Source organism: Streptomyces sp. LaBMicrA B280 (genome assembly GCF_049222185.1).
Classification (GTDB): Bacteria; Actinomycetota; Actinomycetes; order Streptomycetales; family Streptomycetaceae; genus Streptomyces; species Streptomyces murinus.
The window spans coordinates 35,519-60,613 of record NZ_JBMJCT010000009.1 but is presented as its reverse complement, the minus strand read 5'-3'; the positions used below and the strand labels follow the sequence as shown (position 1 = coordinate 60,613).

Annotated in this window: 26 protein-coding genes; 9 read left to right on the top strand and 17 right to left on the bottom strand. The window is 72.6% G+C overall.

The window, feature by feature from the left end:
* Window positions 1–197 precede the first annotated feature (197 nt).
* On the bottom strand, window positions 198–650 hold the full coding sequence (locus ACLF5H_RS08940) for a DUF4442 domain-containing protein (RefSeq protein WP_086807797.1): 453 nt from the start codon (window positions 648–650) through the stop codon (window positions 198–200).
* 140 nt (window positions 651–790) lie between these two features.
* Between ACLF5H_RS08940 and ACLF5H_RS08935 the strand changes: the two genes are divergently transcribed.
* Window positions 791–1,909, top strand: coding sequence for a hypothetical protein (locus ACLF5H_RS08935; RefSeq protein WP_421675518.1), 1,119 nt, complete (start codon window positions 791–793; stop codon window positions 1,907–1,909).
* Between the two features lie 45 nt (window positions 1,910–1,954).
* Here the strand turns inward: ACLF5H_RS08935 and ACLF5H_RS08930 are convergent, their stop codons facing one another.
* From ACLF5H_RS08930 to ACLF5H_RS08920, 3 genes are all read right to left on the bottom strand, one after another.
* On the bottom strand, window positions 1,955–2,800 hold the full coding sequence (locus ACLF5H_RS08930) for a spermidine synthase (RefSeq protein WP_421675517.1): 846 nt from the start codon (window positions 2,798–2,800) through the stop codon (window positions 1,955–1,957).
* A gap of 30 nt (window positions 2,801–2,830) precedes the next feature.
* Window positions 2,831–4,009, bottom strand: a complete 1,179-nt coding sequence (gene tuf, locus ACLF5H_RS08925; protein ID WP_421675516.1) for an elongation factor Tu — start codon at window positions 4,007–4,009, stop codon at window positions 2,831–2,833.
* A 349-nt stretch (window positions 4,010–4,358) separates the two neighbouring features.
* On the bottom strand, window positions 4,359–6,617 hold the full coding sequence (locus tag ACLF5H_RS08920) for a DUF7507 domain-containing protein (RefSeq protein WP_421675515.1): 2,259 nt from the start codon (window positions 6,615–6,617) through the stop codon (window positions 4,359–4,361).
* Between the two features lie 161 nt (window positions 6,618–6,778).
* Between ACLF5H_RS08920 and ACLF5H_RS08915 the strand changes: the two genes are divergently transcribed.
* A complete protein-coding gene (locus ACLF5H_RS08915) occupies window positions 6,779–7,498 on the top strand; it encodes a TVP38/TMEM64 family protein (protein ID WP_421675514.1) in 720 nt (239 codons plus the stop codon).
* A 21-nt stretch (window positions 7,499–7,519) separates the two neighbouring features.
* Here ACLF5H_RS08915 and ACLF5H_RS08910 read toward each other — a convergent pair whose 3' ends face one another.
* Entirely contained in the window at window positions 7,520–8,689 is a 1,170-nt protein-coding gene (locus ACLF5H_RS08910; RefSeq protein ID WP_421675513.1) for a thiolase family protein, read from the bottom strand.
* A 120-nt stretch (window positions 8,690–8,809) separates the two neighbouring features.
* Here ACLF5H_RS08910 and ACLF5H_RS08905 point away from each other — a divergent pair, with 120 nt between their 5' ends.
* Both ACLF5H_RS08905 and ACLF5H_RS08900 read left to right on the top strand, forming a co-directional pair.
* Window positions 8,810–9,283 carry a winged helix-turn-helix transcriptional regulator gene (locus ACLF5H_RS08905; protein ID WP_421675512.1) on the top strand — a complete coding sequence of 158 codons (474 nt, stop codon included), beginning with the start codon at window positions 8,810–8,812 and terminating at the stop codon, window positions 9,281–9,283.
* 229 nt (window positions 9,284–9,512) lie between these two features.
* Window positions 9,513–9,692: a hypothetical protein gene (locus ACLF5H_RS08900; protein WP_421675511.1), complete on the top strand. Its 180-nt coding sequence runs from the start codon at window positions 9,513–9,515 to the stop codon at window positions 9,690–9,692.
* Between the two features lie 7 nt (window positions 9,693–9,699).
* Here the strand turns inward: ACLF5H_RS08900 and ACLF5H_RS08895 are convergent, their stop codons facing one another.
* Window positions 9,700–9,828: a hypothetical protein gene (locus tag ACLF5H_RS08895; RefSeq protein WP_421675510.1), complete on the bottom strand. Its 129-nt coding sequence runs from the start codon at window positions 9,826–9,828 to the stop codon at window positions 9,700–9,702.
* Window positions 9,829–10,083: 255 nt separating this feature from the next.
* Here ACLF5H_RS08895 and ACLF5H_RS08890 point away from each other — a divergent pair, with 255 nt between their 5' ends.
* Both ACLF5H_RS08890 and lnt read left to right on the top strand, forming a co-directional pair.
* The gene (locus ACLF5H_RS08890; RefSeq protein ID WP_421675509.1) at window positions 10,084–10,542 is read left to right on the top strand and encodes a nuclear transport factor 2 family protein; all 459 of its coding nucleotides are present in this window, start codon (window positions 10,084–10,086) and stop codon (window positions 10,540–10,542) included.
* Window positions 10,543–10,696: 154 nt separating this feature from the next.
* Complete coding sequence (gene lnt / locus ACLF5H_RS08885) at window positions 10,697–12,271, top strand: apolipoprotein N-acyltransferase (RefSeq protein ID WP_421675508.1); 1,575 nt, start codon at window positions 10,697–10,699, stop codon at window positions 12,269–12,271.
* Here lnt and ACLF5H_RS08880 read toward each other — a convergent pair.
* The gene (locus ACLF5H_RS08880) at window positions 12,189–13,100 is read right to left on the bottom strand and encodes a Gfo/Idh/MocA family protein (protein WP_421675507.1); all 912 of its coding nucleotides are present in this window, start codon (window positions 13,098–13,100) and stop codon (window positions 12,189–12,191) included. The two genes, lnt and ACLF5H_RS08880, sit on opposite strands and share 83 nt — an antisense overlap.
* A 123-nt stretch (window positions 13,101–13,223) precedes the next feature.
* Here ACLF5H_RS08880 and ACLF5H_RS08875 point away from each other — a divergent pair, with 123 nt between their 5' ends.
* Window positions 13,224–13,736 carry a DinB family protein gene (locus ACLF5H_RS08875; RefSeq protein WP_421675506.1) on the top strand — a complete coding sequence of 171 codons (513 nt, stop codon included), beginning with the start codon at window positions 13,224–13,226 and terminating at the stop codon, window positions 13,734–13,736.
* A gap of 662 nt (window positions 13,737–14,398) precedes the next feature.
* Here the strand turns inward: ACLF5H_RS08875 and ACLF5H_RS08870 are convergent.
* The 8 genes from ACLF5H_RS08870 to ACLF5H_RS08835 form a co-directional block, all read right to left on the bottom strand.
* On the bottom strand, window positions 14,399–14,905 hold the full coding sequence (locus ACLF5H_RS08870; RefSeq protein ID WP_421675505.1) for a hypothetical protein: 507 nt from the start codon (window positions 14,903–14,905) through the stop codon (window positions 14,399–14,401).
* A gap of 86 nt (window positions 14,906–14,991) precedes the next feature.
* Window positions 14,992–15,675, bottom strand: coding sequence for a uracil-DNA glycosylase (gene ung, locus ACLF5H_RS08865; RefSeq protein ID WP_421675504.1), 684 nt, complete (start codon window positions 15,673–15,675; stop codon window positions 14,992–14,994).
* A gap of 107 nt (window positions 15,676–15,782) precedes the next feature.
* A complete protein-coding gene (locus ACLF5H_RS08860) occupies window positions 15,783–17,363 on the bottom strand; it encodes an ABC transporter substrate-binding protein (protein WP_421675503.1) in 1,581 nt (526 codons plus the stop codon).
* Window positions 17,364–17,549: 186 nt separating this feature from the next.
* On the bottom strand, window positions 17,550–18,314 hold the full coding sequence (locus tag ACLF5H_RS08855; RefSeq protein WP_037658090.1) for an SDR family oxidoreductase: 765 nt from the start codon (window positions 18,312–18,314) through the stop codon (window positions 17,550–17,552).
* A gap of 12 nt (window positions 18,315–18,326) precedes the next feature.
* Entirely contained in the window at window positions 18,327–19,088 is a 762-nt protein-coding gene (gene fabG, locus ACLF5H_RS08850; RefSeq protein ID WP_421675502.1) for a 3-oxoacyl-ACP reductase FabG, read from the bottom strand.
* A gap of 149 nt (window positions 19,089–19,237) precedes the next feature.
* The gene (locus tag ACLF5H_RS08845) at window positions 19,238–19,687 is read right to left on the bottom strand and encodes a DUF3037 domain-containing protein (RefSeq protein WP_421675501.1); all 450 of its coding nucleotides are present in this window, start codon (window positions 19,685–19,687) and stop codon (window positions 19,238–19,240) included.
* A complete protein-coding gene (locus tag ACLF5H_RS08840; protein WP_421675500.1) occupies window positions 19,684–20,454 on the bottom strand; it encodes a HipA family kinase in 771 nt (256 codons plus the stop codon). Before ACLF5H_RS08840 ends, ACLF5H_RS08845 begins: the two co-directional genes overlap by 4 nt.
* A gap of 9 nt (window positions 20,455–20,463) precedes the next feature.
* Window positions 20,464–21,114: a cysteine hydrolase gene (locus ACLF5H_RS08835; protein WP_421675499.1), complete on the bottom strand. Its 651-nt coding sequence runs from the start codon at window positions 21,112–21,114 to the stop codon at window positions 20,464–20,466.
* A 167-nt stretch (window positions 21,115–21,281) separates the two neighbouring features.
* Here ACLF5H_RS08835 and ACLF5H_RS08830 point away from each other — a divergent pair, with 167 nt between their 5' ends.
* Window positions 21,282–21,752 (top strand): pyridoxamine 5'-phosphate oxidase family protein, encoded by a 471-nt coding sequence (locus ACLF5H_RS08830; protein ID WP_421675498.1) that lies wholly within the window; start codon window positions 21,282–21,284, stop codon window positions 21,750–21,752.
* Window positions 21,753–21,759: 7 nt separating this feature from the next.
* On the opposite strand, the gene ACLF5H_RS08825 is transcribed toward ACLF5H_RS08830, so the two are convergent.
* Window positions 21,760–22,662 carry a LysR family transcriptional regulator gene (locus tag ACLF5H_RS08825; protein WP_421675497.1) on the bottom strand — a complete coding sequence of 301 codons (903 nt, stop codon included), beginning with the start codon at window positions 22,660–22,662 and terminating at the stop codon, window positions 21,760–21,762.
* Between the two features lie 74 nt (window positions 22,663–22,736).
* Here ACLF5H_RS08825 and ACLF5H_RS08820 point away from each other — a divergent pair, with 74 nt between their 5' ends.
* Window positions 22,737–23,681: a DMT family transporter gene (locus ACLF5H_RS08820; RefSeq protein ID WP_421675496.1), complete on the top strand. Its 945-nt coding sequence runs from the start codon at window positions 22,737–22,739 to the stop codon at window positions 23,679–23,681.
* Window positions 23,682–23,717: 36 nt separating this feature from the next.
* Here ACLF5H_RS08820 and ACLF5H_RS08815 read toward each other — a convergent pair whose 3' ends face one another.
* Window positions 23,718–25,049 carry an aminotransferase class I/II-fold pyridoxal phosphate-dependent enzyme gene (locus ACLF5H_RS08815; protein ID WP_421675495.1) on the bottom strand — a complete coding sequence of 444 codons (1,332 nt, stop codon included), beginning with the start codon at window positions 25,047–25,049 and terminating at the stop codon, window positions 23,718–23,720.
* Between the last annotated feature and the right edge of the window lie 46 nt (window positions 25,050–25,095).

The window sequence follows — 25,095 nt, the reverse complement described above, 5'->3', positions numbered from 1 at the left end:
CGTGACACCGGGACCGTGTCTGTAAATTCCGCATGACCTTTGGCCCCTGGCGAGGATGCGCACGGGCCGGAAAGCGCCAGAAGACCTGAAATGAGCCCGGTGCCGGGAAACGCGGGAGGGGCCCCCGCTCAGGGGCCCCTCCTTCCTGCGGACGCGGGCCCCCGACCCACGCCGGAGGCCCTGCTGTACCGGTCTGCTCAGCCGTTCGGCCGCAGGGTCCACACCACCGTCATCTCCCCGGTGACGGCGCCGTCCTCACGCTCGATGGCGATGGCGACCGGGAACTCCGGCCGCCCGCCCGCGTCCAGCTCGGCGACGACCTCGGCCACCGGACGGCCCAGCGTCGCCGTCGCCGTCACCGGGCCCATGGCCAGCTTCTTGTAGCCGATCTCGGCCCGGACCGCGAGCGGCACCGCGCGCGAGAGCTGGTCGCCGAAGGCCGTGAGCACAATGGCGCCGCTGGCGGACTCGGCCAGCGTGAACATCGCGCCGGCGTGGGGACCGCCGATGTGGTTGTGGTAGTCCGGCTGGTCCGGGAGCCGCAGCACGGCGCGCTCCGCGGTCACCTCGACGAACTCCAGGTTCAGGGTCCGCACCATCGGGACCGCGGTGGCAAGCATCTCGCCCATCGAGGCGCTGTCAACAGTCATGGGCGCGATGTTACCGGCGAGTAGGCGGTGCTGACCAGTGCGGCCCCCACCCGCGCCGCATGCCCTTCGCACCGCTTCGCTACGGCCCTGACGAGATCCCGTGACCGAACCGTGCCGCCACCGCACTAGTGTTGTCGGCCATGTGGCCAGATCAGCAGCCGCCCGGGGGCGCGCAGAACCCGCAGCAGAACCCGTACCAGCAGCCGGGTTACCAGCAGCAACCGAATCCGTACCAGCAGCCCGGGTACCAGCAGTACCCGCAGGGGGGCCAGCACCCCGGGGCCGGTCAGCAGCCGGGAGCCGGTCAGCCCCCGGGGCCGGGCCCGTACCCGGGGGCTCCCGGCCCGTACGGGCAGCAGCAGCCGCAGTGGGGGCAGCAGCAGCCCACGGTGCCGATCCAGCAGTCCCCGCAGGGCGGCGGCAACGGCGGCGACGGCGGCGGCAACCGTACGAAGCTGATCGCGATCGTCGCGGCCGCCGCCGTGGTCGTCGCCGCCTGTGTGACCGGTGTCCTGGTCCTCGGCGGTGCCAAGGACGGCAAGGACAGCAAGGACGACAAGGCGGACGGCAGGAACACGCACGCCGTCCAGTCGCCGACCGGGGCGTCGTCCGGCTCCGCCGCCACCGACAACCCGCGGGCCGCGGAGAGCGAGAAGCCGACCGTGCCGGGCTGGAAGGTCGTGGTGAACCCCAAGTGGGGCATAGCCTATGACGTGCCCTCGGACTGGCAGGCCCAGGCGCCCGACATGGAGATGGGCTTCGAGGACCACAAGTCCACCGACGGCAAGCCGCTGATCGTGATGTCGGGCACCGCCGAGGACCAGCCCAAGTGGTGCACGTCCGACGACGACAAGGACGGCCGCACCGACGACACCCCGCTCGCGGTCGTCGGCAGCAAGGGCGCCAGCGGCGCGAAGAACACCGACCAGATCGCCGTCAACACCCCCGCCTGGTGGGTCTACGGCGGCTACACCCAGCCGGACAAGAAGACCATCACCTTCGACAAGAAGGCCACCCCCTTCACCACCACGTCCGGCATCAAGGGCAGTTACGCCTGGGCGAGGTCGAGCGGCAGCCCGCAGAAGGGCAAGTGCGCGAGCGACGGCAAGGCCCTCACCTTCGGCTTCCAGAACTCGGCGCACGACTACGTGTCGTTCAACTTCTACGGCGCCAAGGGCGTCAAGGACGAGGTCCCGCAGGCCACGATCATGAAGATCCTGGGCTCGGTACGGCTGCACGGCACCCCCACGTCGGACTGACGCGGGGCGCCGGGCGCGGCGGACGGACGTCCCCGCGCCCGGCGGTCAGCCGATGCCGAACGAGCCGCCCGGCGGCACCGGCGACGGCACGGCGTCCGCGTCCTCGACCGGTCGGGCGCCGCCGATGAACTGCCGTACGGCGGCGCCGTGTTCGACCCGCGCGGGGAAGACGTCCGCCGCCACCCGGCGGGCCAGCGCGGCCACGTCCGGCGGCCGGTGCGAGGCGATGAGCACCGCGTTGCCGAACCGCCGCCCGCGCAGCACCCCCGGCTCGGCGACCAGCGCCAGCTCCTCGAAGACCGCGGCGAACGTGGCCAGTTGGGAGCGCAGGAAGGCGAACGGCGCCGCGTCCGCGAGGTTGGCGAGATAGGTCCCGCCGGGCCGCAGCACCCGCTCGGCCTCCCGGGCGTAGGCGAGGGTGGTGAGATGGGCCGGGACCCGGGAGCCGCCGAAGACGTCCGCGATCAGCACGTCCGCCGCGTCGTCCGGCGCGGTCCCCAGCCAGGCGCGGGCGTCGGCGGCGTGCACCGCGACGCCCGCGCCCTGGGGCAGCGGCAGATACTCGGCGACCAGGTCCAGCAGGCCCCGGTCGGCCTCCACGACGTCCTGCCGGGAACCGGGCCGGGTCGCCGCGACGTACCGGGGCAGGGTCAGCGCTCCCCCGCCCAGGTGCAGCACGTCCAGCGCCCGGCCCTCGGGAGCCACCGTGTCCAGCGCGTGCCCGAGCCGGCGCGCGTACTCGAACTCCAGGTGTGTCGGCTCGTCCAGGTCGACGTACGACTGCGGCGCCCCGTCGACCGTCAGCAGCCAGGCGCGCTCCCGGTCCACATCGGGCATGAGCTTGGCGGCGCCGTGGTCGGTGGTGCGGAAGACGGGTATCTGCTCGGTCACAGCTTCATTGTGACGCGCCCCGCGGGGGCCCTACGAACCGACGGACAGCACGGTGCCCGCGCCGACCGTCCGGCCGCCCTCCCGGACGGCGAAGCCGAGCCCCGGCTCCAGCGGCACCTCTCGCCCCAGTTCGACGGTCATCTCCACCGTCTGACCGGGCCGGGCCACGGCCGCCGCGCCGAGGTCGACGTCCCCGACCACGTCCGCGGTACGGATGTAGAACTGCGGCCGGTACCCCGTCGCGATCGGTGTCGTACGACCCCCCTCGCGCCCCGACAGCACATACACCCGCGCCGTGAACCGCCGTGCCGGCACCACGCTGCCCGGCGCCGCCACCACATGCCCCCGCCGCACCGCGTCCCGGGGCACGCCGCGCAGCAGCACGGCCACGTTGTCCCCGGCCTGTGCCTCCGGCATCGGCTTGCCGAAGGTCTCCAGGCCGGTGACGACGGTCTCGACGCCGTCCGCGCCGAGCACCGCGACCCGGTCCCCGAGCTTGAGCGTGCCGCGCTCCACGGCGCCGGTGACGACCGTGCCCCGCCCGGTGATGGTCAGCACGTTCTCCACCGGCATCAGGAACGGCGCGTCGAGATACCGCTCGGGCATCGGCACGTATGTGTCCACCGCGTCGAGCAGCGCCTCGACGGACGCCGTCCAGCGCGGGTCGCCCGCGAGCGCCCGCAGCCCCGAGACGCGTACGACGGGTACCGCGTCGCCCGCGTAGCCCTGCGCGGTGAGCAGGTCGCGCACCTCCAGCTCGACCAGGTCGATCAGTTCCTCGTCGACCGCGCCGTCCGCCTTGTTCAGGGCGACGACGATGTGGTCGACGCCGACCTGCCGGGCGAGCAGGACGTGCTCCGCGGTCTGCGGCATGATCCCGTCGAGCGCGGAGACGACCAGGATCGCCCCGTCGAGCTGCGCGGCGCCGGTGACCATGTTCTTCACATAGTCGGCGTGACCTGGCATGTCCACGTGGGCGTAGTGGCGGGTGTCGGTCTCGTACTCGACGTGCGCGATGTTGATGGTGATGCCGCGCGCGGCCTCCTCGGGGGCGCGGTCGATGCGGTCGAAGGGCACGAAGGTGCCGGTGCCGCGCTCGGCGAGGACCTTGGTGATGGCGGCGGTCAGGGTGGTCTTGCCGTGGTCGACATGACCCATGGTGCCGATGTTCAGGTGCGGCTTGGTGCGCACGTAGGCCGTTTTGGACATGGCTGTACCTCGAAGCCTTCGCTGTCGTACGGAAGTCGGGACCCCGCCGGTTGGCCGACCCTCCCCCTGCGGGGTCCGCCGGACGATCCGGGGAGGGTCAGCTTCGGGCGCCGTCGACAGCGGCCGCGAGCGTGGGAACGGCAGCCTTCGGCACATCCGCGACCGCGGATGCTGCGAGGTGGAAGGCGTACCGGAACATGTCATCGATCATCGCCGACGGGATGTCCGGCGTCGAATGGTTTTCCACCGGTTTCCGGGCGGCGGTCCTTCCCGCGCACAAGGGCGGGCGCACACGGACGACCGGCGCCGCCCCTGGCAGGGGCGGCGCCGGTGCGGTGCGGAGGGTGCGTCAGACCTTGCTGTGGCGGCCCCGCTTGTAGCAGCCGCCCCTGTCGTCCGGCTTGCCGTACTCCGGCTTGCCGTATTCCGGCTTCGGCGGGCACGGCTCCGGCTCGACCCGGACGGTCACCGTGGCTGAGGCGGGCTCGCTGACGATGTCCCGGCCCTGCGGGTCGGTGGCACCGGCCTGGGCGATGTTGGTGATCCGGCACTCGACGGCGCCGCCGTCACCGCCGGCGTTCTCCAGGCAGATGTCGATGTCGGCCTGGGTGATCTGGTACGAGCCGTGGCACAGGGTGGTCTCACCGGGCGCCAGCGTGGTGTCGTCGCAGGTCACCGTGGCGACCCGGTCGTCCGCGACATGCACGTCGTGCAGCTGGGTGCTGCCGGTGTTGGTCACGGTGTACGCGTACTGGACCGTGGAGCCGACCTGGAACGGACCGCTGGAGACGACCCGCTTGTGCAGCGTGAGGTGGGGCTGCCCGACGGGGATGGTCTGGTACGTCTCCGGCGAGGTGACGGTCTCCCCGTTCGCGGTGCCGGTCGCCGTGGCGGTGTTGGTCACGGAACCGGCCGTGCCGTCGGCCGCGGTGATGGTGTAGGTGCCGGTGCAGGTGGTGCTGTCACCGGCCTCCTCCGCCGGGGCGAGCGTGGTGGACTCGCAGGTGATGTCCTGCACATGGTCGTCGTGCACCGCGACATCGGTCAGCTCCACACCACCGGTGTTGCGGACGGTGTAGCGGTAGGTGACCGTCTGCCCGACCGAGTACGGACCGGGGGTCTCCACCTGCTTCTCGACCTCGATGCCCGGCACCCGCTCGATCGGCACGCTCTCCGAGGACGGCGGCGAGGTGACCGTGTCCCCGTCCGAAGTACCGGTGGCGATGGCCGTGTTGTCGATCGAGCCGTGGGCGGCGTCGGCGGCCGTCACCGTGTACGTGGCCGTACAGGTGACGGTCTGGCCGGGCGCGAGGCTGGCCACGGGGCAGGAGACCGGGCCGACCTTCGGGTCGTCGACGGCCAGGTCGTCGATGGTCGTACCGCCCGAGTTGGTGACCACGAAGTCGTACGGCACCTGCGAGCCGATCGTCAGATCGCCGGGCAGCGGCTGCCTGACCTGCTTCACCAGGTTCAGCTCGGGCAGCGGCTGCTCGCTGCGGACCACCACGTTGCGGATGAGGTGGGTGTCCGTGAACAGGCCGGTGGAGCCCGCGAATCCGAACTTGTACGTCGGCGGCACGGGGGTCGGCGCGGCCGTCTGGAGCACCTGCTGGAAGCCGTTGCCGTCGTTGAAGTCGATGGACACGGTGACCTGCGGGTCGGGCGCCGGGGTGATCACCACGTGCACCCGGCGGCGCGAGGGCTCCAGGTCCGCCTCGGCCTGGACCGGGTCGCTCGACACCGTGGTGGTCGGCCCCTGGAGCTGGCCGGGAAGGGTCGACGGCCAGGGTCCGGTGGTCGAGAAGTTGCTCGTGGTGGCGGTGAGGAAGCAGTAGCCCTCGATGCCGTCACCGGGACCGCGCAGCGTGACCATGTTGGCCCCGGGCGCGGGCACGTGGAAGGCCGTTCCGGCGGGCGAGCGCTGGTCGGGCGGGCAGCCGTTGCCGCGGTGCTCCCAGTCGCCGAAGTAGTTCCCGAGGACGTCGAGCCCGACGCCCAGGTAGCCGCGGTCCACACCGGGCTGGAACTCGGCGCTCGGGTCGTCGTCGGGCAGCTTCTGCGCGTAGCCGAGGCTGCCGCCGAAGGCGCCGGGGTGGGTCAGCTGCGTGTCGCCGTTGACCAGGAAGAACGAGATGCCGTCGGCCGGGGCGATCTGGCCCGTGGTGGTGCCGTACTGCCACTGGTCGAAGGTGACGTCGAGGCCCTGGTTGGCGGGCAGCGCGTGGTTGTAGAGGACCGCGCCGGACTGGTCGTTCGAGGAGTCCGTCAGCCGCAGGTATCCGTGCGGGGCCGCGTTGTTGGGCGGCACGGGGCCGGTGCCCTCCGTGCAGCCGCCCAGCGGGTGGTCGCCCGGCCCGGGCAGGGCGGCGACCTGGGGCGCGCCCGTGAGGCAAGCCGAACCGACCCCGGTGAACTCCGGGGCCGTGGCCTGCGTGAACGTCTCGTCGAGCAGGGTGGAACCGCCCTGGCGCGGCTGCGGCCGGGCGAGGGCCCCGGTGTCCAGCGCCAGCGAGCCGCCCACGCCGAAGGCGAGGGTCAGCGCCGCCGCGGCGAGCCGCGAGGTCCGTGTGTGTCCGCCGAGTGGCGACGAGCGTTTGTTTCGCTTCATGTGCAGCATACGTAGCAGTCACGCTCCGTGATTGACCGCTGCCGGGCCGCGCGTGTCCCCGTCAAGTACCCGGTCAGCCGCACCGGTCCACGCCTGTGGCAGGGCCGTCCCGGCGGCCCTCTATCATCGGCGTCGGCCGTCGATGTCTCCCAGGGGGTCACGTGCTCGATGCCACCACCGTCCCCGCGCCGCCCGTGCCCCGCGCGGGGTTCACCGCCCGCTGCACCCACGCGCTGCTGTCGCCGTGGGCACGGTTGTCGCTGCTCCTCGCGCTGTTGGCGGCCGCGGGCGCGCTGGTGCTGCTGTTCGATCCGCAGCGCCTGCTGACCCAGGGCTGGCCGCCGCGGGCGGGCGGGCTCATGGCGGTGCTGGCGTTCGGGGCGGGATACGGGCTGTGCACGGTGGCGTTCGTGCCGCGGCCCCTGCTGAACCTGGCCGCGGGCGCGCTGTTCGGCTCCCGGCTGGGCCTCGGGACCGCGCTCGCCGGGACGGTGCTCGGGGCCGGGGTGGCCTTCGGGCTCGGGCGGCTGCTCGGGCAGGACGCGCTGCGCCCGTTGCTGCGCGGCCGGTGGCTGCGGGCCGCGGACGGGCAGCTCAGCCGGCACGGGTTCCGGTCCATGCTGGCCGCGCGGCTCTTCCCGGGGGTGCCGTTCTGGGCGGCGAACTACTGCGCGGCGGTCTCCCGGATGGGCTGGCTGCCGTTCCTGCTGGCGACGGCGCTCGGGTCGGTCCCGAACACCGCCGCCTACGCGGTCGCCGGCGCCCGTGCCGCCACGCCGACCTCGCCCGTGTTCCTGCTCGCGATGGCCTGCATCGCCGTACCGGCCCTGGCGGGCACGGTGGTGGCGTGGCGGCAGCGGCACCGGTTGCGCGGCAGGTGACCGGGGTCCGCTGACCTCGGGTCAGACGGCTTCCAGGATCATCGCGTTGGCGAGGCCGCCCGCCTCGCACATCGTCTGGAGGCCGTAGCGGGCGCCCCGTTCGCGCATCGCGTGCACCAGGGTGGTGGTCAGCCGGGTGCCGCTGGCGCCGAGCGGGTGGCCGAGGGCGATGGCGCCGCCCTTCACATTGACCTTGCCCAGGTCGGCGCCGGTCTCCCGCTGCCAGGCGAGGACGACGCTGGCGAACGCCTCGTTGACCTCGAACAGGTCGATGTCGCCGAGGGAGAGGCCGGCCCGCGCGAGCACCTTCTCGGTGGCCGGGATGACGCCGGTGAGCATCAGCAGCGGGTCGGAGCCGGTGACCGCGAAGCTGTGCAGCCGGGCCAGCGGGCGCAGGCCGAGCCGGGCGGCGGTCTCGCCGGAGGTGATCAGGACGGCGGAGGCGCCGTCGTTGAGCGGGCTGGTGTTGCCCGCGGTGATGTTCCACCCGATCTGCGGGAAGCGCTCGGCGAAGTGCGGGGCGTAGTAGGCGGGCTTGAGGCCGCCGAGGATCTGCGGGGTGCTGTCGGGCCGTACGCACTCGTCGCGGGTGACCCCCTCCAGGGGCGCGGTCTCGGCGTCGAACAGCCCCGCCGCCCAGGCCTCGGCGGCCTTGTGGTGCGAGGAGAGGGCGAAGGCGTCCATCTCCGCACGGGTCAGCAGCCACTTGGCGGAGATCAGCTCGGCGCTGATGCCCTGCGGCAGCAGGCCCTCGGGGTAGCGCGCGGCGACGCCGGGTCCGAAGGGGTCCTCGCCCGCGGGCACGTTGGACCACATCGGCACCCGGCTCATCGACTCCACACCGCAGGCGACGACCATGTCGTACGCGCCGGCCATCACCCCCTGGGCGGCGAAGTGCACGGCCTGCTGGGAGGAGCCGCACTGGCGGTCCACGGTGGTGGCCGGGACCGTGTCGGGCAGTCCGGCGGCGAGCACGGCGTACCGGGTGGTGTTCATGGCCTGCTCGCCGACCTGGTCGACGGTGCCGCCGATCACGTCGTCGATCAGCGCCGGGTCGACACCGGAGCGCTCGACCAGGGTCTCCAGCGTGTGGGCGAGCAACTGGACGGGGTGCACCTGGGCGAGGGCGCCGGTGGGCTTGCCCTTGCCGATCGGGGTGCGTACGGCCTCGACGATCACTGCGTCTCGCATGGTGCGGCCTCCTGCGGCGGAGCGGGCTCGTTCATGAGCGTGATTACCAGTGAGTAGGAAATCCGAACTCACCCTAGCGGTGTGAGTTGGAAAAACAAACCCTCACGTAAACTGGGCCGCATGGCCGCACCGAAGGACCCGCGCCCCTGCTCCATCGCCGACACCCTCGCGGTGGTGGGCGAGAAGTACTCCCTGCTCGTGCTGCGGGAGGTGTGCCTGGGCAACGGCCGGTTCGACCAGCTGGCGCGCAACATCGGCGCGCCGCGGGACATCCTGGCCGCCCGGCTGCGCCGGCTCGTGGCGGCCGGGGTGCTGACCAAGCGCGCCTACAGCGAGCACCCCCGGCGCTTCGACTACCGGCCGACCGCGGCGGGCCTGGAGCTGGAGCCGGTCCTGATGGCGCTCAAGGAGTGGGGCGACCGCCATCTGCGTCACCACACCGATCTGCCCATGATCACGGAACACAGCTGCGGCCATGAGCTGGTCCCGGTGACCACCTGCCGCGCCTGCGGCTCCCCCGTCCATCACGACGACCTGACGGCCCGCCCGCAGGCACCCGGCTGGACCGTGCGGGGCCCTGCGGCGGCCTCCTGAAATCCCCTGCCAAAAAGGGCAGTTGACCCACTCACAACCGGCCCCACAGGGGTCCACACCCCCGTTTCGGCCATCTCCCGGGCATCACCCGGCGTCAACCCAGCCCGGCATATGCCATCTGAACTGGGTCGACCACCGGACGCGACCGGCGGGGCCGGTGACCAACCACATACGTTCTGCGTAGCGGTGCGGTAGCGCAGTGTCAGCCCTTGCCCCTAGGCTGTTCCCCATGTCCCCCCATTTCCCGCCCCCTGGTTCCGCACGGTCTGCCGCCGAGGTGAACGAGCAGATCCGGGCGCTGTGGCTGCGCACGGGCGGCTCCCTCTCGACCCAGGAACGCACGGAGTACGAGCTGCTGGTCGTGGAGTGGGCCAAGGCGATCCGCGAGGAGATCATCAAGGCGGCCTGACCGCGCCCTACGCTCCCAGGCGGGCGAGCACGTCCTCTCCCACCGGATACGCCCGCTTCTCGGGCAGCAGTGCCCCGGCCTCCTCGTCCTGCCCGGCCCGCACCGCCGCGTGCACGCGCCGGGCCGGCGGTGTCACGTCCTGGACGCCGACGACCCACTCATCGGCGTACCGCCGCGCGGCCTCCCCGGCGAGCCTGGTACACGGTGACCGTGGTGTCCGTGTAGCGGGCGCGGATACGGAACTTCGGTTCGGCGGCGCGGTATTGATCGTTCACGGAGGGCAGGTTCGATGGTCGGACGCGGTCCCGCCACCGGTTTTCCCGCTCGCCCGAACCGCCGAATTTCCCGCATGACCCTTGGCTGCGCCCCCGTCGTGGCCAAGACTGAGCCGATGACGCAGCGTGCGGAACTCGCGACCGTGCTGGACCGGCTGGCCGTGGACGAGCTGGTCACCGCGTACGCGGTGACGGTGGACGACGGTGACTGGACGGCGTACCCGGGCCTGTTCACGCCCGGGGGGAGGGCCGACTACCGTTCGTCCGGCGGGATCGAGGGCGAGGCCGGGCAGGTCGCCGGGTGGCTCGCGGAGAACCTGGCGCGGTTCGCCGTACGACAGCATCTGATCGTCAACCGACGGGTGCGGTTCGGGATCCTGGAGCATGACACCGGGGACACCGCGCGGGTGCGGGCCGACTATTTCAACCCGATGCGCCTCGGCGACGGGGACGGCCCGGCGGCGCCGGACCTGGAGTGCGGTGGCCGGTACGATTTCGGGCTGCTGCGCACACCCGAGGGCTGGCGGATCGGCGAGGTCGTGGCCACGGAGAAGTGGCGCAGGACGGCGCGCTGAGGTCTGAACCGGCGGCGTGCGGGCAAGGGGGACCGGGAGGGTGACCGTCGGCTGAGCGGTGACGCCCCGAGCGGTGACCGCAGGGGCCACAAGGCCCCCTGTCGTAGATCGCTTGCGGCGCGCACACTGGAGCCCTGGGGTAGGGAGGCTCCGTATGACGATGTCCGCGCGCTGGCTGACCTCCCCCTGGCGGCGCTCCGCCGTCGTCGCCCTCGCGGGCGCCCTGCCCGTACTGGCGTTCCCGGCGCCGTCGCTGTGGTGGTTCGCGTACCTCGCCCTGGTCCCGTGGCTGCTGCTGGCCCGCTCGGCGCCGACCGGGCGGCGGGCGGCGTACGACGGCTGGTGCGGCGGCTTCGGATATCTGGTGGCGGTGCACCACTGGCTGCTGCCGAGCCTGCATGTGTTCATCTTCCTGATCGGCGCGCTGCTCGGGCTGCTCTGGATGCCCTGGGGCTGGCTGGTGCGCCGGTATCTGGGCGGCACCCCTTCCCCCGGCCGGTGCGCCGTCGCACTCCTCGCGCTCCCCTCGGGCTGGCTGCTGGTGGAGCTGGTCCGCTCCTGGCAGGGGCTCGGCGGACCCTGGGGCATCCTGGGCGCGAGCCAGTGGCAGGTGGCACCGGCACTGCGGCTGGCCTCGGTCGGCGGGGTGTGGCTGCTGAGCTTCCTGGTGGTCGCCGTGAACGTGTCGGTCGCCGTGCTGATCGCGATGCGCGGGGCGCGGATGCCGGCGGTGGCCGCGGTCGTCGCCACCGCCGCCGCGACCACCGCCGCCTGGGCATGGGCACCCCGGCCGGGGATCGACGGCAGGACGCGGATCGCCGTCGTACAGCCGGGCGTCGTGGCCGGGCGGGACAGCCCGGAGGTGCGTTTCGACCGGGAGGAACAGCTGACCCGGCGGCTCGTCGGGCAGGACGTCGACCTGGTGGTGTGGGGCGAGTCCAGCGTCGGCTACGACCTCGCCGACCGCCCCGATCTGTCCCGGCGGATCGCCGCGCTGTCCCGCGCGACCGGTGCCGACGTCCTGGTGAATGTGGACGCCCGCCGCTCCGACCGGCCCGGGATCTACAAGAGTTCGGTGCTGATCGGCCCGAACGGCCCGACCGGCGACCGGTACGACAAGATGCGTCTCGTCCCGTTCGGCGAGTACATACCCGCCCGTTCCGTGCTCGGCTGGGCCACCTCGGTGGGCAAGGCGGCCGGCGAGGACCGCAGGCGCGGCACCGAACAGGTCGTGATGAACGTGGGGCACGGACTGCGGATCGGACCGCTGATCTGCTTCGAGACCGCGTTCCCCGACATGAGCCGGCATCTCGCCGAGGACGGCGCCGACGTGCTCCTCGGGCAGTCCTCCACCTCCACCTTCCAGCACAGCTGGGCGCCGGAGCAGCATGCCTCGCTGGCCGCGCTGCGCGCCGCCGAGACCGGCCGCCCGATGGTCCACGCGACCCTCACCGGCGTCTCCGCCGTGTACGGGCCCGGAGGGGAGCGGCTCGGCCCCTGGCTGGGCACCGACGCCAGCACCGCACGCGTGTACGACGTACCGCTGGCGCACGGCATCACGCCGTACGTCCGCTACGGCGACTGGCCGGTGCACGCCGCGCTGCTGGTGCTGGCCGCGCTGTGCGCCGGTGAGGGCGCGCGGGCGCTCAGGCCCCGCCGGGGAGGTCCTGAACCGCTCGTACCACCCGCTCGCACAGCTCATGGGTCGCCAGCGCGTCCCGGGCGCTGAGCGTACGCCCGGCGCGCACCGCGTCGACGAAGGTGTGGACCGCCTGTTCGATGCCGCGCTGCCGGGCCACCGGCACCCAGTCGCCGCGCCGGCGCAGGGTCGGCTGGCCCTTGTGGTCGATCACCTCGGCGAGGTTGAGCACCTGGCGCTTGGTGTCCTGCCCGGAGACCTCCAGGATCTCCTCCGCCGAGCCGCTGAGCCGGTTCATCACACCGAGCGCGGTGAAGCCGTCACCGGCGAGCTGGAGCACCACGTGGTGCAGCAGCCCGTCCCGGACGCGGCCGCGGACCGTGATGTCGTCGACCGGGCCGGGCGCCAGGAAGCGCAGGGTGTCGACGACATGCACGAAGTCGTCCAGGATCATCGAGCGGGGCTCCTCGGGCAGCCCGACCCGGTTCTTCTGGAGCAGGATCAGCTCGCGCGGGTGCTCCAGGCACTGCGCGTACCCGGGGGCGTAGCGCCGGTTGAAGCCGACGAACAGGGAGACGCCGCGCTCCTCGGCCAGCTCCACCAGCCGCTCGGAGTCCTCGAACCGGAAGGCGAGCGGCTTGTCGACGTACGTCGGGACGCCCGCCGTCAGCAGCCGGGCGACGATCTCGGGGTGGGCGGCGGTGGGCGCGTGCACGAAGGCCGCGTCGAGCCCGGCGGCGAGCAGCGAGTCGAGGCTCGCGTGCCGTTGTCCCGCGGGCAGGTGCAGGCCGTCGGCGACCCGGGCGAGGGTGGCGGGGGTGCGGGTGTGCAGATGGAGGTCGACCCCGGGCAGCGCGCTCAGCACCGGCAGATACGCCTTCCGCGCGATGTCCCCGAGTCCGATGCAGCCGACCTTCACGTTTCTCTCCCCTGCGGCTCGCCCAGCTGTACGTCCCCGGCAGCATACGGGGGCCGCCCGCCGGACCGCCGGGCCGCTGAAATCCCCTGGCAGCGGGCGCACTCGACCGGTGAGGATGAGGGCATGACGAGCGAGCGCGACGAACCCGCCCTGAACGCCGGCGAACGCGAGATGCTGGAGGGCTGGCTGGGCTTCCATCGCCGGACCTTGATCGCGAAGTGTGAGGGACTGACCGACGCGCAGCTGCGCACCGCCTCGGTGCCGCCCTCGGAGCTGACCCTGCTGGGGCTGGTGCGGCACATGGCCGAGGTCGAGCGGTTCTGGTTCCACGAGGTGCTGCTGGACGAGGACCTCGGCGTCCTCTACTGCTCCGCGGACGATCCGGACGGCGACTTCCACGTCACGGAGGCGGACACCTGGCAGGACGCGTACGCCACCCACCGGGCCGAGGTCGAGCGGGCCCGGCGCGACACCGCGGGCCGCTCGCTCGACGAGCTGTCCCGGCGTACCGACCGCGCCGGCGAGGAGCACTTCACGCTCCGCTGGATCTACACCCACCTGATCGAGGAGTACGCCCGGCACAACGGGCACGCGGATCTGCTCCGGGAGCGGATCGACGGCGCCACCGGCGCCTGAGGCGTCAGCCGCGCGGGACGGAAACCCCTCGTTCGGTGCGGGAGTTCACCCGGGCGGTGGCATCCGGCTCGACTCTTTGATGCCAACCGGCTCCGGAACCAGCATCGTTACCCGGGTGCATCGAACGACGACCACCGCAGCGCTTCTGGTCACCGTCGCCGTCTCGGCCCTCACCGGCTGTGTGACGGTACGGCACACGGCGGCACCGGGACCGCCGCCGAGTGCCGCGCCCTCGCGGCAGTCGGCGCCCCGCACGGACGGCAGCGCGTCACCACGGGTGGTGCAGGCACCGGCCCGCGAGGCCCTGGAGATGGTCGGCCCCTCCGGAGGCCCGGCCCCCACCCCCAAGCCCGCCCCGCACGGAGAACCGGCCGCGCCACCGCCCGCGCACCCGGCCGCTCCCCCGCGCGCCCGGCCCGCACCCGGCCGCTCCCCCGCGCGCCCGGCCGCCCCAGGCCCACCGCCCCGCCCAGGCGCCACCGCGCACCTCCCAGCGCGTCCCCGCGGACGTCTGCGATCTGGGCCGCGAGTACGGCGGCTGGCGCGGCAACAGCCCGGAGTCGAAGATCTGCGAACAGACGTACGGCCGTCACTGAACGGGGCGGCACCACAGCGACCGGCGCCCCCCTCGCCCCCAAATCGCCCCAAGAAGAGCCGCCTCCTCAACTGGGCCGCTGCCTGGGCGGCCCCCAGGACCCCCCGCCCCCCGAACCACCCTCCGCCAGCCGCAGCTCCAGCCGACCGATCGCCGCCCGGACGCCCTCGCCGTACCCGTCGTCCGCGAGGGCGTCCGCGGCGGTGCGGGCCTGGTCGAGCTGGGTACGGGCGGCCTCGGTGCGGCCCAGTTTCACGTAGTCCGCGGCCAGGTTGAGGTGGAGGGAGGGGAAGAAGCCCGGCACGCCCCGGGGGTCGCCGTCGGGCAGTTCCCGGGCCGCCGTCAAGGCCCGCAGGTCCCAGGCGAGTTCATCGGCGGGGTCGTCCTGGGTGTCGGCGAGATAGTGCGCCAGGGTGCAGCGGTGCAGCGGATCCCCGTCCTCGCCGATCTCCGTCCACAGGTCGAGGAGGCGGCTGCGGGCCTCCTCGCGGTCACCGGCGTGGTGCAGCATCACGACCTGGCCGATCCGCGTCAGCACCTCGTCCAGGGCCGTCTGTTCCCGTCGCTCCGCCACCGCGTCCTCCGGCGATCGTCCGCTGTCGTGCACCGACGCTAACCGGCGCCGCCCGGATTACCGGTCAGGCGGCGCCGAGGCCACCGTCAGCCCAGGTTCGGGATGCGCCAGTCGATCGCCTCATGGCCCTGGCGGGCGATCGCCTCGTTGATCTGCGTGAAGGGGCGGGAGCCGAAGAACTTCTTCGCGGACAGCGGGGAGGGGTGCGCGCCCTTGACCACCACATGCCGCTCCTCGTCGATCAGCGGGAGCTTCTTCTGCGCGTAGTTGCCCCACAGCACGAACACCGCCGGGTCGGGACGGGAGGCCACCGCGCGGATCACGGCGTCGGTGAACTTCTCCCAGCCCTTGCCCTTGTGCGAGTTGGCCTCCCCGGCCCGCACGGTGAGGACCGCGTTGAGCAGCAGCACACCCTGCCGGGCCCACGGCATCAGATAGCCGTTGTCCGGGACGGGCAGGTCCAGTTCGGCCTGCATCTCCTTGTAGATGTTGCGCAGCGAGGGCGGGGTCTTCACGCCCGGCCGGACCGAGAAGCACAGCCCGTGGCCCTGGCCCTCGCCGTGGTACGGGTCCTGGCCGAGGACGAGGACCTTCACCTTGTCGTACGGCGTGGCGTCCAGCGCGGCGAAGACCTCCTCGCGCGGCGGGTAGACGGGGCCCTTCGCCCGCTCCTCCTCGACGAACTCGGTCAGCTCCTTGAAGTAGGGCTGCTCCAGTTCGTCGCCCAGAACCCCGCGCCAGGACTCGGGCAGCATGGCGATGTCGGTCACGTCAACGTCCTCACGATGTCGATCAATTACCGCGTGCGGTCACTTCAGGATCCAGAACCTACAGGCGACCACTGACAACGGGCCCCCGCAGGTCCGCTCCCCACCGCTCACCAGCTGGTTTTGCGGTGCAGCGTCCACATCATCATGATCGTCGAGGGGTCGAGCGCCTGCTCGCCGCCGGATATGTCGTCGCTGGCCGCCACGTACTGCCGCCCCTGCCACAGCGGGAGCAACTGGGCGTCGCCCGCGATGATCCGCTGGGCCTGCTCCATGTCGCCGACCGTCTTGGCGCGGTCGCTCAGGGCCCGCGAGTGCGGCAGCAGCCGGTCGGTGATGTCCTTGGCCGGGTAGGGCGTGCCGAGCGCGTTGTGCTCGCCGGTGAAGGGCGCGATGAAGTTGTCCGCGTCGGGGAAGTCCGGGGACCAGCCGCGGCCGAACACCGGGTACTCGCCCTTCTGGTAGCCGACCACATAGCTCTTCCAGGGGCGGCTCTCGAGGGTGACGGTGAACAGCCCGGAGCCCTCCAGCTGCCGCTTCAGCTCCTTGAACATCAGGGCGGTCTCGGAGCCGTACCGGTCGGTGGTGTACCAGAGGGTCAGCGGGACCTTCTGGTGGATGCCCGCGTCCTGGAGGATCGTCCGCGCCTTGCCGGTGCTCGGGTCGCCGTACTCGTCGAAGAAGGCGGTGGTGTGGCCGACGAGGCCCTTGGGGACCATCGAGTACAGCGGGTCGACGGTGTCCTTGTAGACCTTGTGGGCGATCGCGCCCCGGTCCACGAGCTGGGCGATCGCCTTGCGTACGGCGGGCCGCCCGGCCCAGCGGTCCTTGGGGTCGAACACCAGGTAGCTGATGTCCGTACCGGCGCCGTCCACGAGCTGGAGGTCGGAGTTGCCCTGCTGCTGGAGCGCGAGGATGTCATCGGCGGCGAGGCCGCGGTAGGTGACGTCGATCCGCTTGTCGCGCAGCGCCTTGACCATGCCCGCGGAGTCCTGGAAGTAGCGGATGGTCACCGCGTCGTTCTGTCGCTGCGCGAAGCCGTGGTAGTTGCCGTTGCGGGTCAGGACGGCCTGTCGGCCCTCCTGGTACGACTGGAGCCGGTACGGCCCCGAGCCGTCGGCGCCGGAGTCCCCCCGCAGGGCGCGGGCCGGATAGTCCTTCGGGTCCACGATCGACAGGGCCGGGGTGGCCAGCACGAACGGGAAGGTGGCGTCGGACTTGCCGAGGTGGAAGACGACCTCGCGGTCGCCGGAGGTGTCCACGCTGTCCAGGCTGCCGAGCAGTCCCGCGGGGCCGGCCGCGGCGTTGATGGCGCGGATACGGTCGACGGAGTACTTGACCGCCTCGGCGTTCAGCGGGTCGCCGTCGGCGAACTTCAGGCCCGCGCGCAGCGTGCAGCGGTAGGTGCGGCTCGACGAGTCGGCGAAGGAGCAGCTCTGGGCGGCGTCGGGCTGGGGGGCCGTCGCGCCGTTCGGGTAGGCGAGGAGCGTCTGGTAGATGTTCCGGTACAGCTCCCAGGAGCCGTCCCAGGCACCGGCCGGGTCCAGGGTGCTGGGCGCGCTGGTGGTGCCGACCACGATCGGGTTCCCACTGCCCGAGTCCCCGTCGGACAGCAGACCGCAGCCGCCGGTCATCAGCGACACGGACGCGATCGCCGCGACTGACCGCAGGAATCGGTTCCGGTTGAACAACGCGCACGCTCCTCGATCCGCCTACCAAGGTCGGCAGACCTTACCGCAGCGTCAGCGCGCCCAACCTCCCCTGGAACATGGCCACTTGATCGAAAAAGCGATGACGACGTTGTCATCCCGCCGGGTGTCCGCTGTGCGGTGGCCCGGGCGCCGGCCCGTCCGGAATCCGGCGCCCGGGAGGTGGTTTCACACCCCGGCGTTGAGGAAGAGTCCACCGTCCACGACGAGGGTCTGACCGGTGACCCAGTCGGACTGCGCGGAGGTGAGGAATGCCGCGGCGCCGCCGATGTCGGACGGCACGCCGAGCCGGCCCAGCGGGTAGGAGGCGGCGGCCTCCTCCTCGCGGCCCTCGTACAGGGCCTGGGCGAACTTGGTCTTGACCACGGCCGGGGCGATCGCGTTGACCCGCACCTTCGGCGCGAACTCGTGCGCCAGCTGCTGGGTCAGGTTGATCATCGCGGCCTTGCTGACGCCGTAGGCGCCGATGAACGGCGAGGGCGCGAGGCCCGCGATCGAGGCGATGTTGACGATCGCGCCGCCGTTGTCCTTCTGCCAGGCGTGCCAGGTCTTCTGGGCGAAGCCGAGGGCGGAGATCACATTGGTCTCGAAGACCTTGCGGGCGACGTTCAGGTCCAGGTCCGCGATGGGCCCGAACACCGGGTTGGTGCCCGCGTTGTTGACCAGGTGGTCGAGGCGGCCGAAGGCCTCCATGGTGCGCTCGACGGCCTCGCTCTGGTGGTCGAGGTCGTGCGCCTTGCCGGCCACGCCGATGACCCGCTCGGCGCCGAGCTTGACCACGGCCTCCTTGAGCGCGTCCTCGTTGCGACCGGTGATGCACACCCGGTCGCCGCGCGCGACGAGGGCCTCGGCGACGCCGTAGCCGATGCCGCGGCTGGCGCCGGTGACGAGGGCGACCTTGCCGGACAGGGGCGGGAGTTCTGCGGAAGTCATGTGCGGTGTCCCCTAGTCGAGCGGTCCGCCGGCGACGTACAGCACCTGGCCGGAGACGAATCCGGCCGCCTCGCCGGTGAAGAAGGCGATGGCGTTGGCGATGTCCTCGGGCTCGCCGACGCGCTGCACCGGGATGGCGGTGGCGGCGGCCTTCTTGAAGTCGTCGAAGCCCATGCCGACGCGGTCGGCGGTGGCCTTGGTCATCTCGGTGGCGATGAAACCGGGGGCGACGGCGTTGGCGGTGATGCCGAACTTGCCGAGCTCGATGGCGAGGGTCTTGGTGAAGCCCTGGAGACCCGCCTTGGCGGCCGAGTAGTTGGCCTGGCCGCGGTTGCCGAGCGCCGAGGAGGAGGACAGGTTGACGACACGCCCGAAGCCGGCGTCGACCATGTGCTTCTGCACGGCCTTGGTCATCAGGAACGAGCCACGCAGATGCACGTTCAGGACGGTGTCCCAGTCGGAGACGCTCATCTTGAACAGCAGGTTGTCGCGCAGCACGCCCGCGTTGTTGACCAGGATCGTCGGGGCGCCCAGCTCCGCGACGATCCGGGCGACGGCGGCCTCGACCTGCGCCTCGTCGGAGACGTCGGCGCCGACCGCGACGGCCTTGCCGCCGGCCGCGGTGATCTTCTCGACGGTGTCCTTGCAGGCGGCCTCGTCCAGGTCGATCACGGCGACCGCGCGACCCTCGGCGGCCAGCCGTACGGCAGTGGCGGCGCCGATGCCGCGCGCGGCGCCGGTGACGACCGCGACCCGCTGTTCAGTGGTGGACATGTGCTGTTTCTCCTCGCCCTTGAGAGAACCCGTACGACCCTTCGCGAGGGTCTTCCGGTGCGGTGAGCGACCGCTTAGTATCTTCAGCCCACCCGACGCTAGAAGCCCTGGCACCCGGTGTCAACGGCTCATCCGGCCGTTGTGATCCATTACCTCACCAGGAGGTCCAGCAATCGCTCCGTCTCGGCGGCCGGGTCGGCGGTCAGGCCGGTGTGCACCGGTCCGGGCTGGACCACGGTGGAGCGGGGCGCGATCAGCCAGCGAAAACGCCGCCCGGCGTCGTCCCCGGCCGCCTGCCCGGCCCCCGGGCCGCCCGCGCAGTGCCGCTCGATCGCGGTGAGCGCCGCCCTGATCCCGGCCGCGTCGGCCGCCGGGTCCAGGGCGCGCAGCCGGTCCTCGTCCAGGTGGGTGCGGGCGCCGACGTAGCCCCGGGCGCGGCAGTAGACGGCGACGCCCGCGTTGAGGCACTCCCCGCGTTCGATCCGGGGTACGACCCTGATCAGCGCGTACTCGAAGACGTCCCGGTCGCCGCCCTGGCCGGCCCGGGTGATGTGGCGCTCGGTCACATGGCCGGCCATGTGGATGTGGGTCTCGCTCACTTGTCCTCCTGGGTGCCGGTGCCGGTGACGCGCTCGGCGATGACGGCCGCGCGGGCGAGCAGCGGGCGGGCGTAGGCCCGGCGCAGCTCGTCCGGGGTGTCGAAGCCGGGTTCGCCGGTGAGCCAGGCGTCCGGAATCTCGGCGGTGACCTCGGCGAGCAGCTCCTCGGTGACGCGGGGCGCGAGGTCGGCCGCGGCCGCCGCGAGGTCCGGGGCGAAACCGGAGAGGGCGTGCTCGGCGGCGTCGTAGGGGCGGGCGGCGGACTTCTCGGCGGCGGGCCAGTTGTGGTGCCAGATCATGGTGGCGCCGTGGTCGATGAGCCACAGCTCGCCCCGGTGGACCAGGAGGTTGGGGTTGCGCCAGGAGCGGTCCACGTTGTTGATCAGCGCGTCGAACCAGATGATCCGCCCGGCCTCCTCGGGGCTCACCGCGAAGGCGAGCGGGTCGTAGCCGAGGGCGCCGGAGAGGAAGTCCATGCCGAGGTTGGTGCCGCCGCTGCCCCGCAGCAGGTCCTGCACCTGCTGCTCGGGTTCGCCGAGCCCGAGCACGGAGTCCAGTTCGACGGTGACCAGGCGGGGCGTGCGGAACCCGAGGCGCCGGGCGAGTTCGCCGCACACCACCTCGGCGACCAGGGTCTTGCGGCCCTGTCCGGCTCCGGTGAACTTCATGACGTAGGTCCCGAAGTCGTCGGCCTCGACGAGCCCCGGCAGCGAGCCGCCCTCACGCAGCGGCGTGATGTAGCGGGTCGCGGTGACTTCCTTGAGCATCGCCCCAGGTTACTGGGGCCGGCCGCGGCGCGGGGGCCCGAGGCGGGCGAGCACCTCGTCGGTGGTCGTGACGGTGGCGACCAGGGCGAGGGTGTGGCGGATCATCGCGGCGGTGTAGTCGGCGGGCACCCCCGCGATGGCGTCGGCCGGGACGACGGCGGTGTGGCCGAGGTTGACCGCGTCGAACACCGCGTTGGGGATCGCCACGTTGGCCGAGACACCGGTGACGATCAGGGTGCGGCAGCCGAGGTTGCGCAGCAGGGCGTCGACCCCGGTCCCGTGCAGCGGGGACAGCCCGTGCAGCCGTCGTACGACGAGATCCTCCTCGGCGACCTCGATCGGCGGCGCGACGCGCACCGCCGTACTGCCGGACAGCTGGTGCACGGGAAGCCGTTCGGCGGCGCGGAACAGCCGGGCGTTGCGGCTCGCGCCCCGGCCGTCCGGACGGCGCTCGGCGATCGCGTGGATCACCTGGACACCGGCCCGGTGCGCGCCGGCGACCAGCCGGGCGACCTGGCCGAGGGCCCCCGAGGAGCGGGCCGCGCGGGCGAGTTCGGGCAGCGCGGCGTCCGGTCCCACCACGCCCCGCTGGCACTCCACGGTCAGCAGCGCGGTGTGCGCGGGATCGAGGAGGTCGCCCAGTCGCTCGTACGCCGCCATCGCCTGCCTTTCGCCGGAGCCGGGGCGGTGAGGGTAACGGCCCCGCGCGGGAGAGGGAAGACGAAGACGGCCGGGCTGTTCCCTTTCCTGACGTGATGTCAGAGGATCGCCGCCGGAAGGGTTTTCCGGTACGGCGAGCACGACGAACACGACGACGAGGAGGCCGCATGTCCGTCACCGAGCAGCGCCGGGGCCGCAGGATCATGATGTCGCCCGGCGAGCTGGACGCGTTCCTGGCCGGGCAGCGCACCTGCCGGGTCGCGACCGTCTCCGCCGACGGCACCCCGCACGCCAGCGCGCTCTGGTTCCTCTGGGACGGCGGCGCGCTGTGGCTCTACTCGCTGGTGCGCAGCCGCCGTTGGACCCAGCTCGGCCGCGATCCCCGGGTGGCGGTGGTGGTCGACTCGGGCGAGGAGTACGGCGAGTTGCGCGGGGCCGAGCTGGCGGGCCGGGCGGAGTTCGTCGGCGAGGCGCCCCGCACCGGGCTGCCCTGCCCCGAACTCGCCCCCGTGGAAGGGGCGTTCGCCCGCAAGTACTTCGGCCTGGACGAGTTGCCGCACGACGGCCGGCACGCGTGGGCACGGCTGGTGCCGGAGCGGATCGTCTCCTGGGACTTCCGCAAACTCGGCGCCCCGTGATCCCGGGTCAGCCGACCTTCCGCGCGGCCTCGCGCAGGGCCTCGACCGCCGCGCGGATGGAGGGCCGGCGATCGGCGTCGGCCCGCCAGATGACGTAGACATGCCGGCGCACCCGCTGGGTGAGCGGCACGAGGACCACGCCGTCCGGCACCGGGTGGCGGCCCAGCAGCGGGGCGATGCACACCCCCAACCCGGCTGACACCAGCTGGAGTTGGGTGTGGGTCTCGCCCGCGCGGTGGCCGACGATCGGCTCGACGCCCTTGGAGCGCAGGGTGAACATCAGCCACTCGTGGCAGAACTCGCCCTCGCCCCAGGTGATCCACTCGTCCTCGGCGAACTCGGCGAGGTCCACCTCCTCGCGGTCGGCGAGCCGGTGTCCGGCGGGCACGGCGACCTCGGCCGGATCGTCCAGGAGCGGTGCCTTGACCAGTCCGTCGGGCACCGGCATCGGCTTGTTGTACCAGTCCAGGACCACCGCGAGATCGAGGTCGCCGCGCACCACGGCGGCGATGCCCTGCTCCGGCTCCAGCTCGCTGGAGCGCACCCGCAGCCCCGGGTGCTCGGCGCGCAGCGCCCGCAGCGCCACCGGGAACAGGCCGCGGGCGGCGGTGGGGAACGCGGAGAGACGCAGCTCGCCGACGACCTGCCCGCGATGCGCCTCCAGGTCCGACTCGGCCAGCTCCACCTGCGACAGGATGCGTGCCGCGTGCTCCGCGAGCAGCCGGCCGGCGTCGGTGAGCCGTACGCCCCGGCCGTTCTTGGCGAGGAGCCGCTGGTCGATCTCGCGCTCCAGCTTGCCCAGCTGCTGGGAGACGGCGGACGTGGTGACATGCAGCGCGTCGGCCGCGGCGCTGACGGAGCCGTGCCGGGCCAGGGCGTCCAGGGTGCGCAGGCGCTCCAGGTTCAACATATAAGCGATCCTACGAGATACCCGGTGGTATTTCTCGATTGTGCTACGAAGTTTGGTCCCGCATTGTTGTCGTCATGAGCACGGTCACCGCATCACGGACGCAGTCCCCCACCACCCCGGACCAGTCAGACTCCCGCCCCCGCCTCGACTGGCGGCTGCGCTTCGGCGCCCTGTCCCTGATCTGGGGCTTCAGCTTTCTGCTGATCAAGGTGGGCACGAGCGGGTACGCGCCGTTCCAGGTCACCCTCGGCCGACTGGTCTTCGGCACGGCGGTGCTGGTGGCGGCGATGGCCGTCAAGCGGGAGCGGCTGCCGCGCGGGGGCCGGCTGTGGGCGCACATGGCGGTCGCCGCGTTCTTCCTGAACGCCCTGCCGTTCTCCCTCTTCGCCTACTCCGAGCTGACCATCCCGTCCACCCTGGCCGGTATCTGCAACGCGACCTCGCCGCTGTGGGGGATGGCGCTGTCCGTGGTCGCGCTCTCCGAGGACCGGCCCACCCGGGTCCGGGTGGCGGGGCTGGGGCTCGGCTTCCTCGGGGTGCTGACGGTGCTCGGCGCCTGGCAGGGCTTCCACGGCCTGGACGCCACCGGCACGGCGATGGCCCTGCTCGCCTCGCTGAGCTACCCGGTGGGCTGGATCTACGTCCGGCGGACGCTGGCGGGCACGGGCAACTCGCATCTGTCGATGACCGGCGGGCAGTTGCTGGTGGCCATGGTGCAACTGGCCGTCGTGACACCGCTGTTCACGGGCATGCCGCAGCACTTCGCCCTGGTGCCGCTGCTGGCCGTCGCCGCGCTGGGCGCGCTCGGGACGGGACTCGCGGTGCTCCTCCAGTACGGCCTGGTCGCCGAAGTCGGGCCCACGACGGCGCAGATGGTCACCTACTTCATCCCGGTGATCGCGACCGCGGCGGGCGTCGCGATCCTCGGGGAGTCGCTGCACTGGAACACACCGGTGGGCGCGGCGATCGTGCTCGCGGGGGCGGCGCTCACGCAGGTGCGGGGGAAGAAGAGCGCCTGAGGGGCCGGAGACGACCTATGCGGAGATGACCTACCGCTACCCGTAGACCCGTGACGGCGACGGCCGTACCGCCGCCTCGATCGCCGCCGCCAGTGGTTCGATGTCCGCCGGGGTCAGCGGGGACACCGTGATCCGGACGGCCGGGGGGCTGGCCAGGCGGAAGCGGGCGCCCGGGGCGACGACCCAGCCGGACTGGAGCAGCCGGGCCACGGCGGTGGTCTCGTCGGGGACCGGGAGCCAGAGGTTCATGCCGGTGCGGCCGCGGGCCTCGATGCCCCGGGCGGCCAGGGCGTCGATCAGGGGCTCGCGCCGGGAGCGGTACGACTCCGCCACCGCCGTACGGTCCACCGCTCCCCCGCTCCACAGATGGGCCAACGCGCGCTGGAGCAGCAGGCTCACCCAGCCGGGGCCGAGGCGCAGCCGGCCGCGGACCCGGTCGACGGTCACCGGGTCGCCCGCGAGGACGGCGAGGCGCAGATCGGGGCCGTAGGTCTTGGCGGCGGACCGCGCGAAGGCCCAGTGCCGGGTGGCGCCCGCGAGGGGGTGCGGGGGCAGGTCCACGATGCCGTGGCCGTGGTCGTCCTCGATCAGCAGGGTGTTCGGACGGGCCCGCAGCACCGCGCGCAGGGCTCGCGCGCGGTCGGCGGTCACGGCGGCGCCGGTCGGGTTCTGGGCGCGGGCGGTGACGAGCACCGCGCGGGCCCCGTCGGCCAGGGCGCGGGCCAGGTCCTCGGGCGACGGCCCGTCGTCGTCCACGCCCACCGGGACCGTGCGCAGGCCCAGCGCCGGCATCAGATCCAGGGCGCTGCCCCAGCCGGGATCCTCGACGGCGACCGCGTCACCGGGCCTGAGGTGGGCGGCGAGGACCCGCTCGATGGCGTCGAGGGAGCCCGAGGTCACGGTGAGGGACCCCGCGGGGACGCCGTCGGCGTCGAGTTCGGCGCGGGCGACGCGGAGCAGACCGGGGTCGACCGGCTCGTCACCGTAGAGGACGGCCCGCCGGTCCCCCGCCTCGGCCGCGGCCGCGAGCGCCGGGGCGAGCCGGGGCAGCAGCTCCGGGTCCGGGTTGCCGGTGGACAGGTCGCGGGCGCCCGGCGGCACCTCCACCCGCAGCTGATCGCGCCCGGTGGTGACCGGCTTGGGCCGCACCCGGCTGCCGCGCCGCCCGGCGGTCTCGATCACCCCGCGCTCGCGCAGCGTGCGATACGCGGCCGCGACGGTGTTCGGATTCACCCCCAGCCGCGCGGCCAACTCCCGCATGGGCGGCAGCGGTTGGCCCGGACGCAGCTCCCCGGTACCCACCGCGCGCTCGACATCGGCCGCGATCTCGGCTGCGCCGCGGCCCTCGATCCGATACTCTCCTAGCACAAAACCCATTATGCGCTAGTACAAAAGCGATCGCCTGTCGGCGTCG

Bases quoted from the DNA above. Each gene is read 5' to 3' on its own strand.
- ACLF5H_RS08905 (WP_421675512.1), top strand. From the start codon at position 8,810: ATGGCCGCACCGAAGGACCCGCGCCCCTGCTCCATCGCCGACACCCTC.
- ACLF5H_RS08825 (WP_421675497.1), bottom strand. From the start codon at position 22,662: ATGTTGAACCTGGAGCGCCTGCGCACCCTGGACGCCCTGGCCCGGCAC.
- ACLF5H_RS08820 (WP_421675496.1), top strand. From the start codon at position 22,737: ATGAGCACGGTCACCGCATCACGGACGCAGTCCCCCACCACCCCGGAC.
- fabG (WP_421675502.1), bottom strand. From the start codon at position 19,088: ATGTCCACCACTGAACAGCGGGTCGCGGTCGTCACCGGCGCCGCGCGC.
- lnt (WP_421675508.1), top strand. From the start codon at position 10,697: ATGACGATGTCCGCGCGCTGGCTGACCTCCCCCTGGCGGCGCTCCGCC.
- ACLF5H_RS08910 (WP_421675513.1), bottom strand. From the start codon at position 8,689: ATGCGAGACGCAGTGATCGTCGAGGCCGTACGCACCCCGATCGGCAAG.
- ACLF5H_RS08920 (WP_421675515.1), bottom strand. From the start codon at position 6,617: ATGAAGCGAAACAAACGCTCGTCGCCACTCGGCGGACACACACGGACC.
- ACLF5H_RS08940 (WP_086807797.1), bottom strand. From the start codon at position 650: ATGACTGTTGACAGCGCCTCGATGGGCGAGATGCTTGCCACCGCGGTC.
- ACLF5H_RS08900 (WP_421675511.1), top strand. From the start codon at position 9,513: ATGTCCCCCCATTTCCCGCCCCCTGGTTCCGCACGGTCTGCCGCCGAG.
- ACLF5H_RS08830 (WP_421675498.1), top strand. From the start codon at position 21,282: ATGTCCGTCACCGAGCAGCGCCGGGGCCGCAGGATCATGATGTCGCCC.
- ACLF5H_RS08855 (WP_037658090.1), bottom strand. From the start codon at position 18,314: ATGACTTCCGCAGAACTCCCGCCCCTGTCCGGCAAGGTCGCCCTCGTC.
- ACLF5H_RS08840 (WP_421675500.1), bottom strand. From the start codon at position 20,454: ATGCTCAAGGAAGTCACCGCGACCCGCTACATCACGCCGCTGCGTGAG.
- ACLF5H_RS08935 (WP_421675518.1), top strand. From the start codon at position 791: ATGTGGCCAGATCAGCAGCCGCCCGGGGGCGCGCAGAACCCGCAGCAG.
- ACLF5H_RS08890 (WP_421675509.1), top strand. From the start codon at position 10,084: ATGACGCAGCGTGCGGAACTCGCGACCGTGCTGGACCGGCTGGCCGTG.
- ACLF5H_RS08835 (WP_421675499.1), bottom strand. From the start codon at position 21,114: ATGGCGGCGTACGAGCGACTGGGCGACCTCCTCGATCCCGCGCACACC.
- ACLF5H_RS08875 (WP_421675506.1), top strand. From the start codon at position 13,224: ATGACGAGCGAGCGCGACGAACCCGCCCTGAACGCCGGCGAACGCGAG.
- tuf (WP_421675516.1), bottom strand. From the start codon at position 4,009: ATGTCCAAAACGGCCTACGTGCGCACCAAGCCGCACCTGAACATCGGC.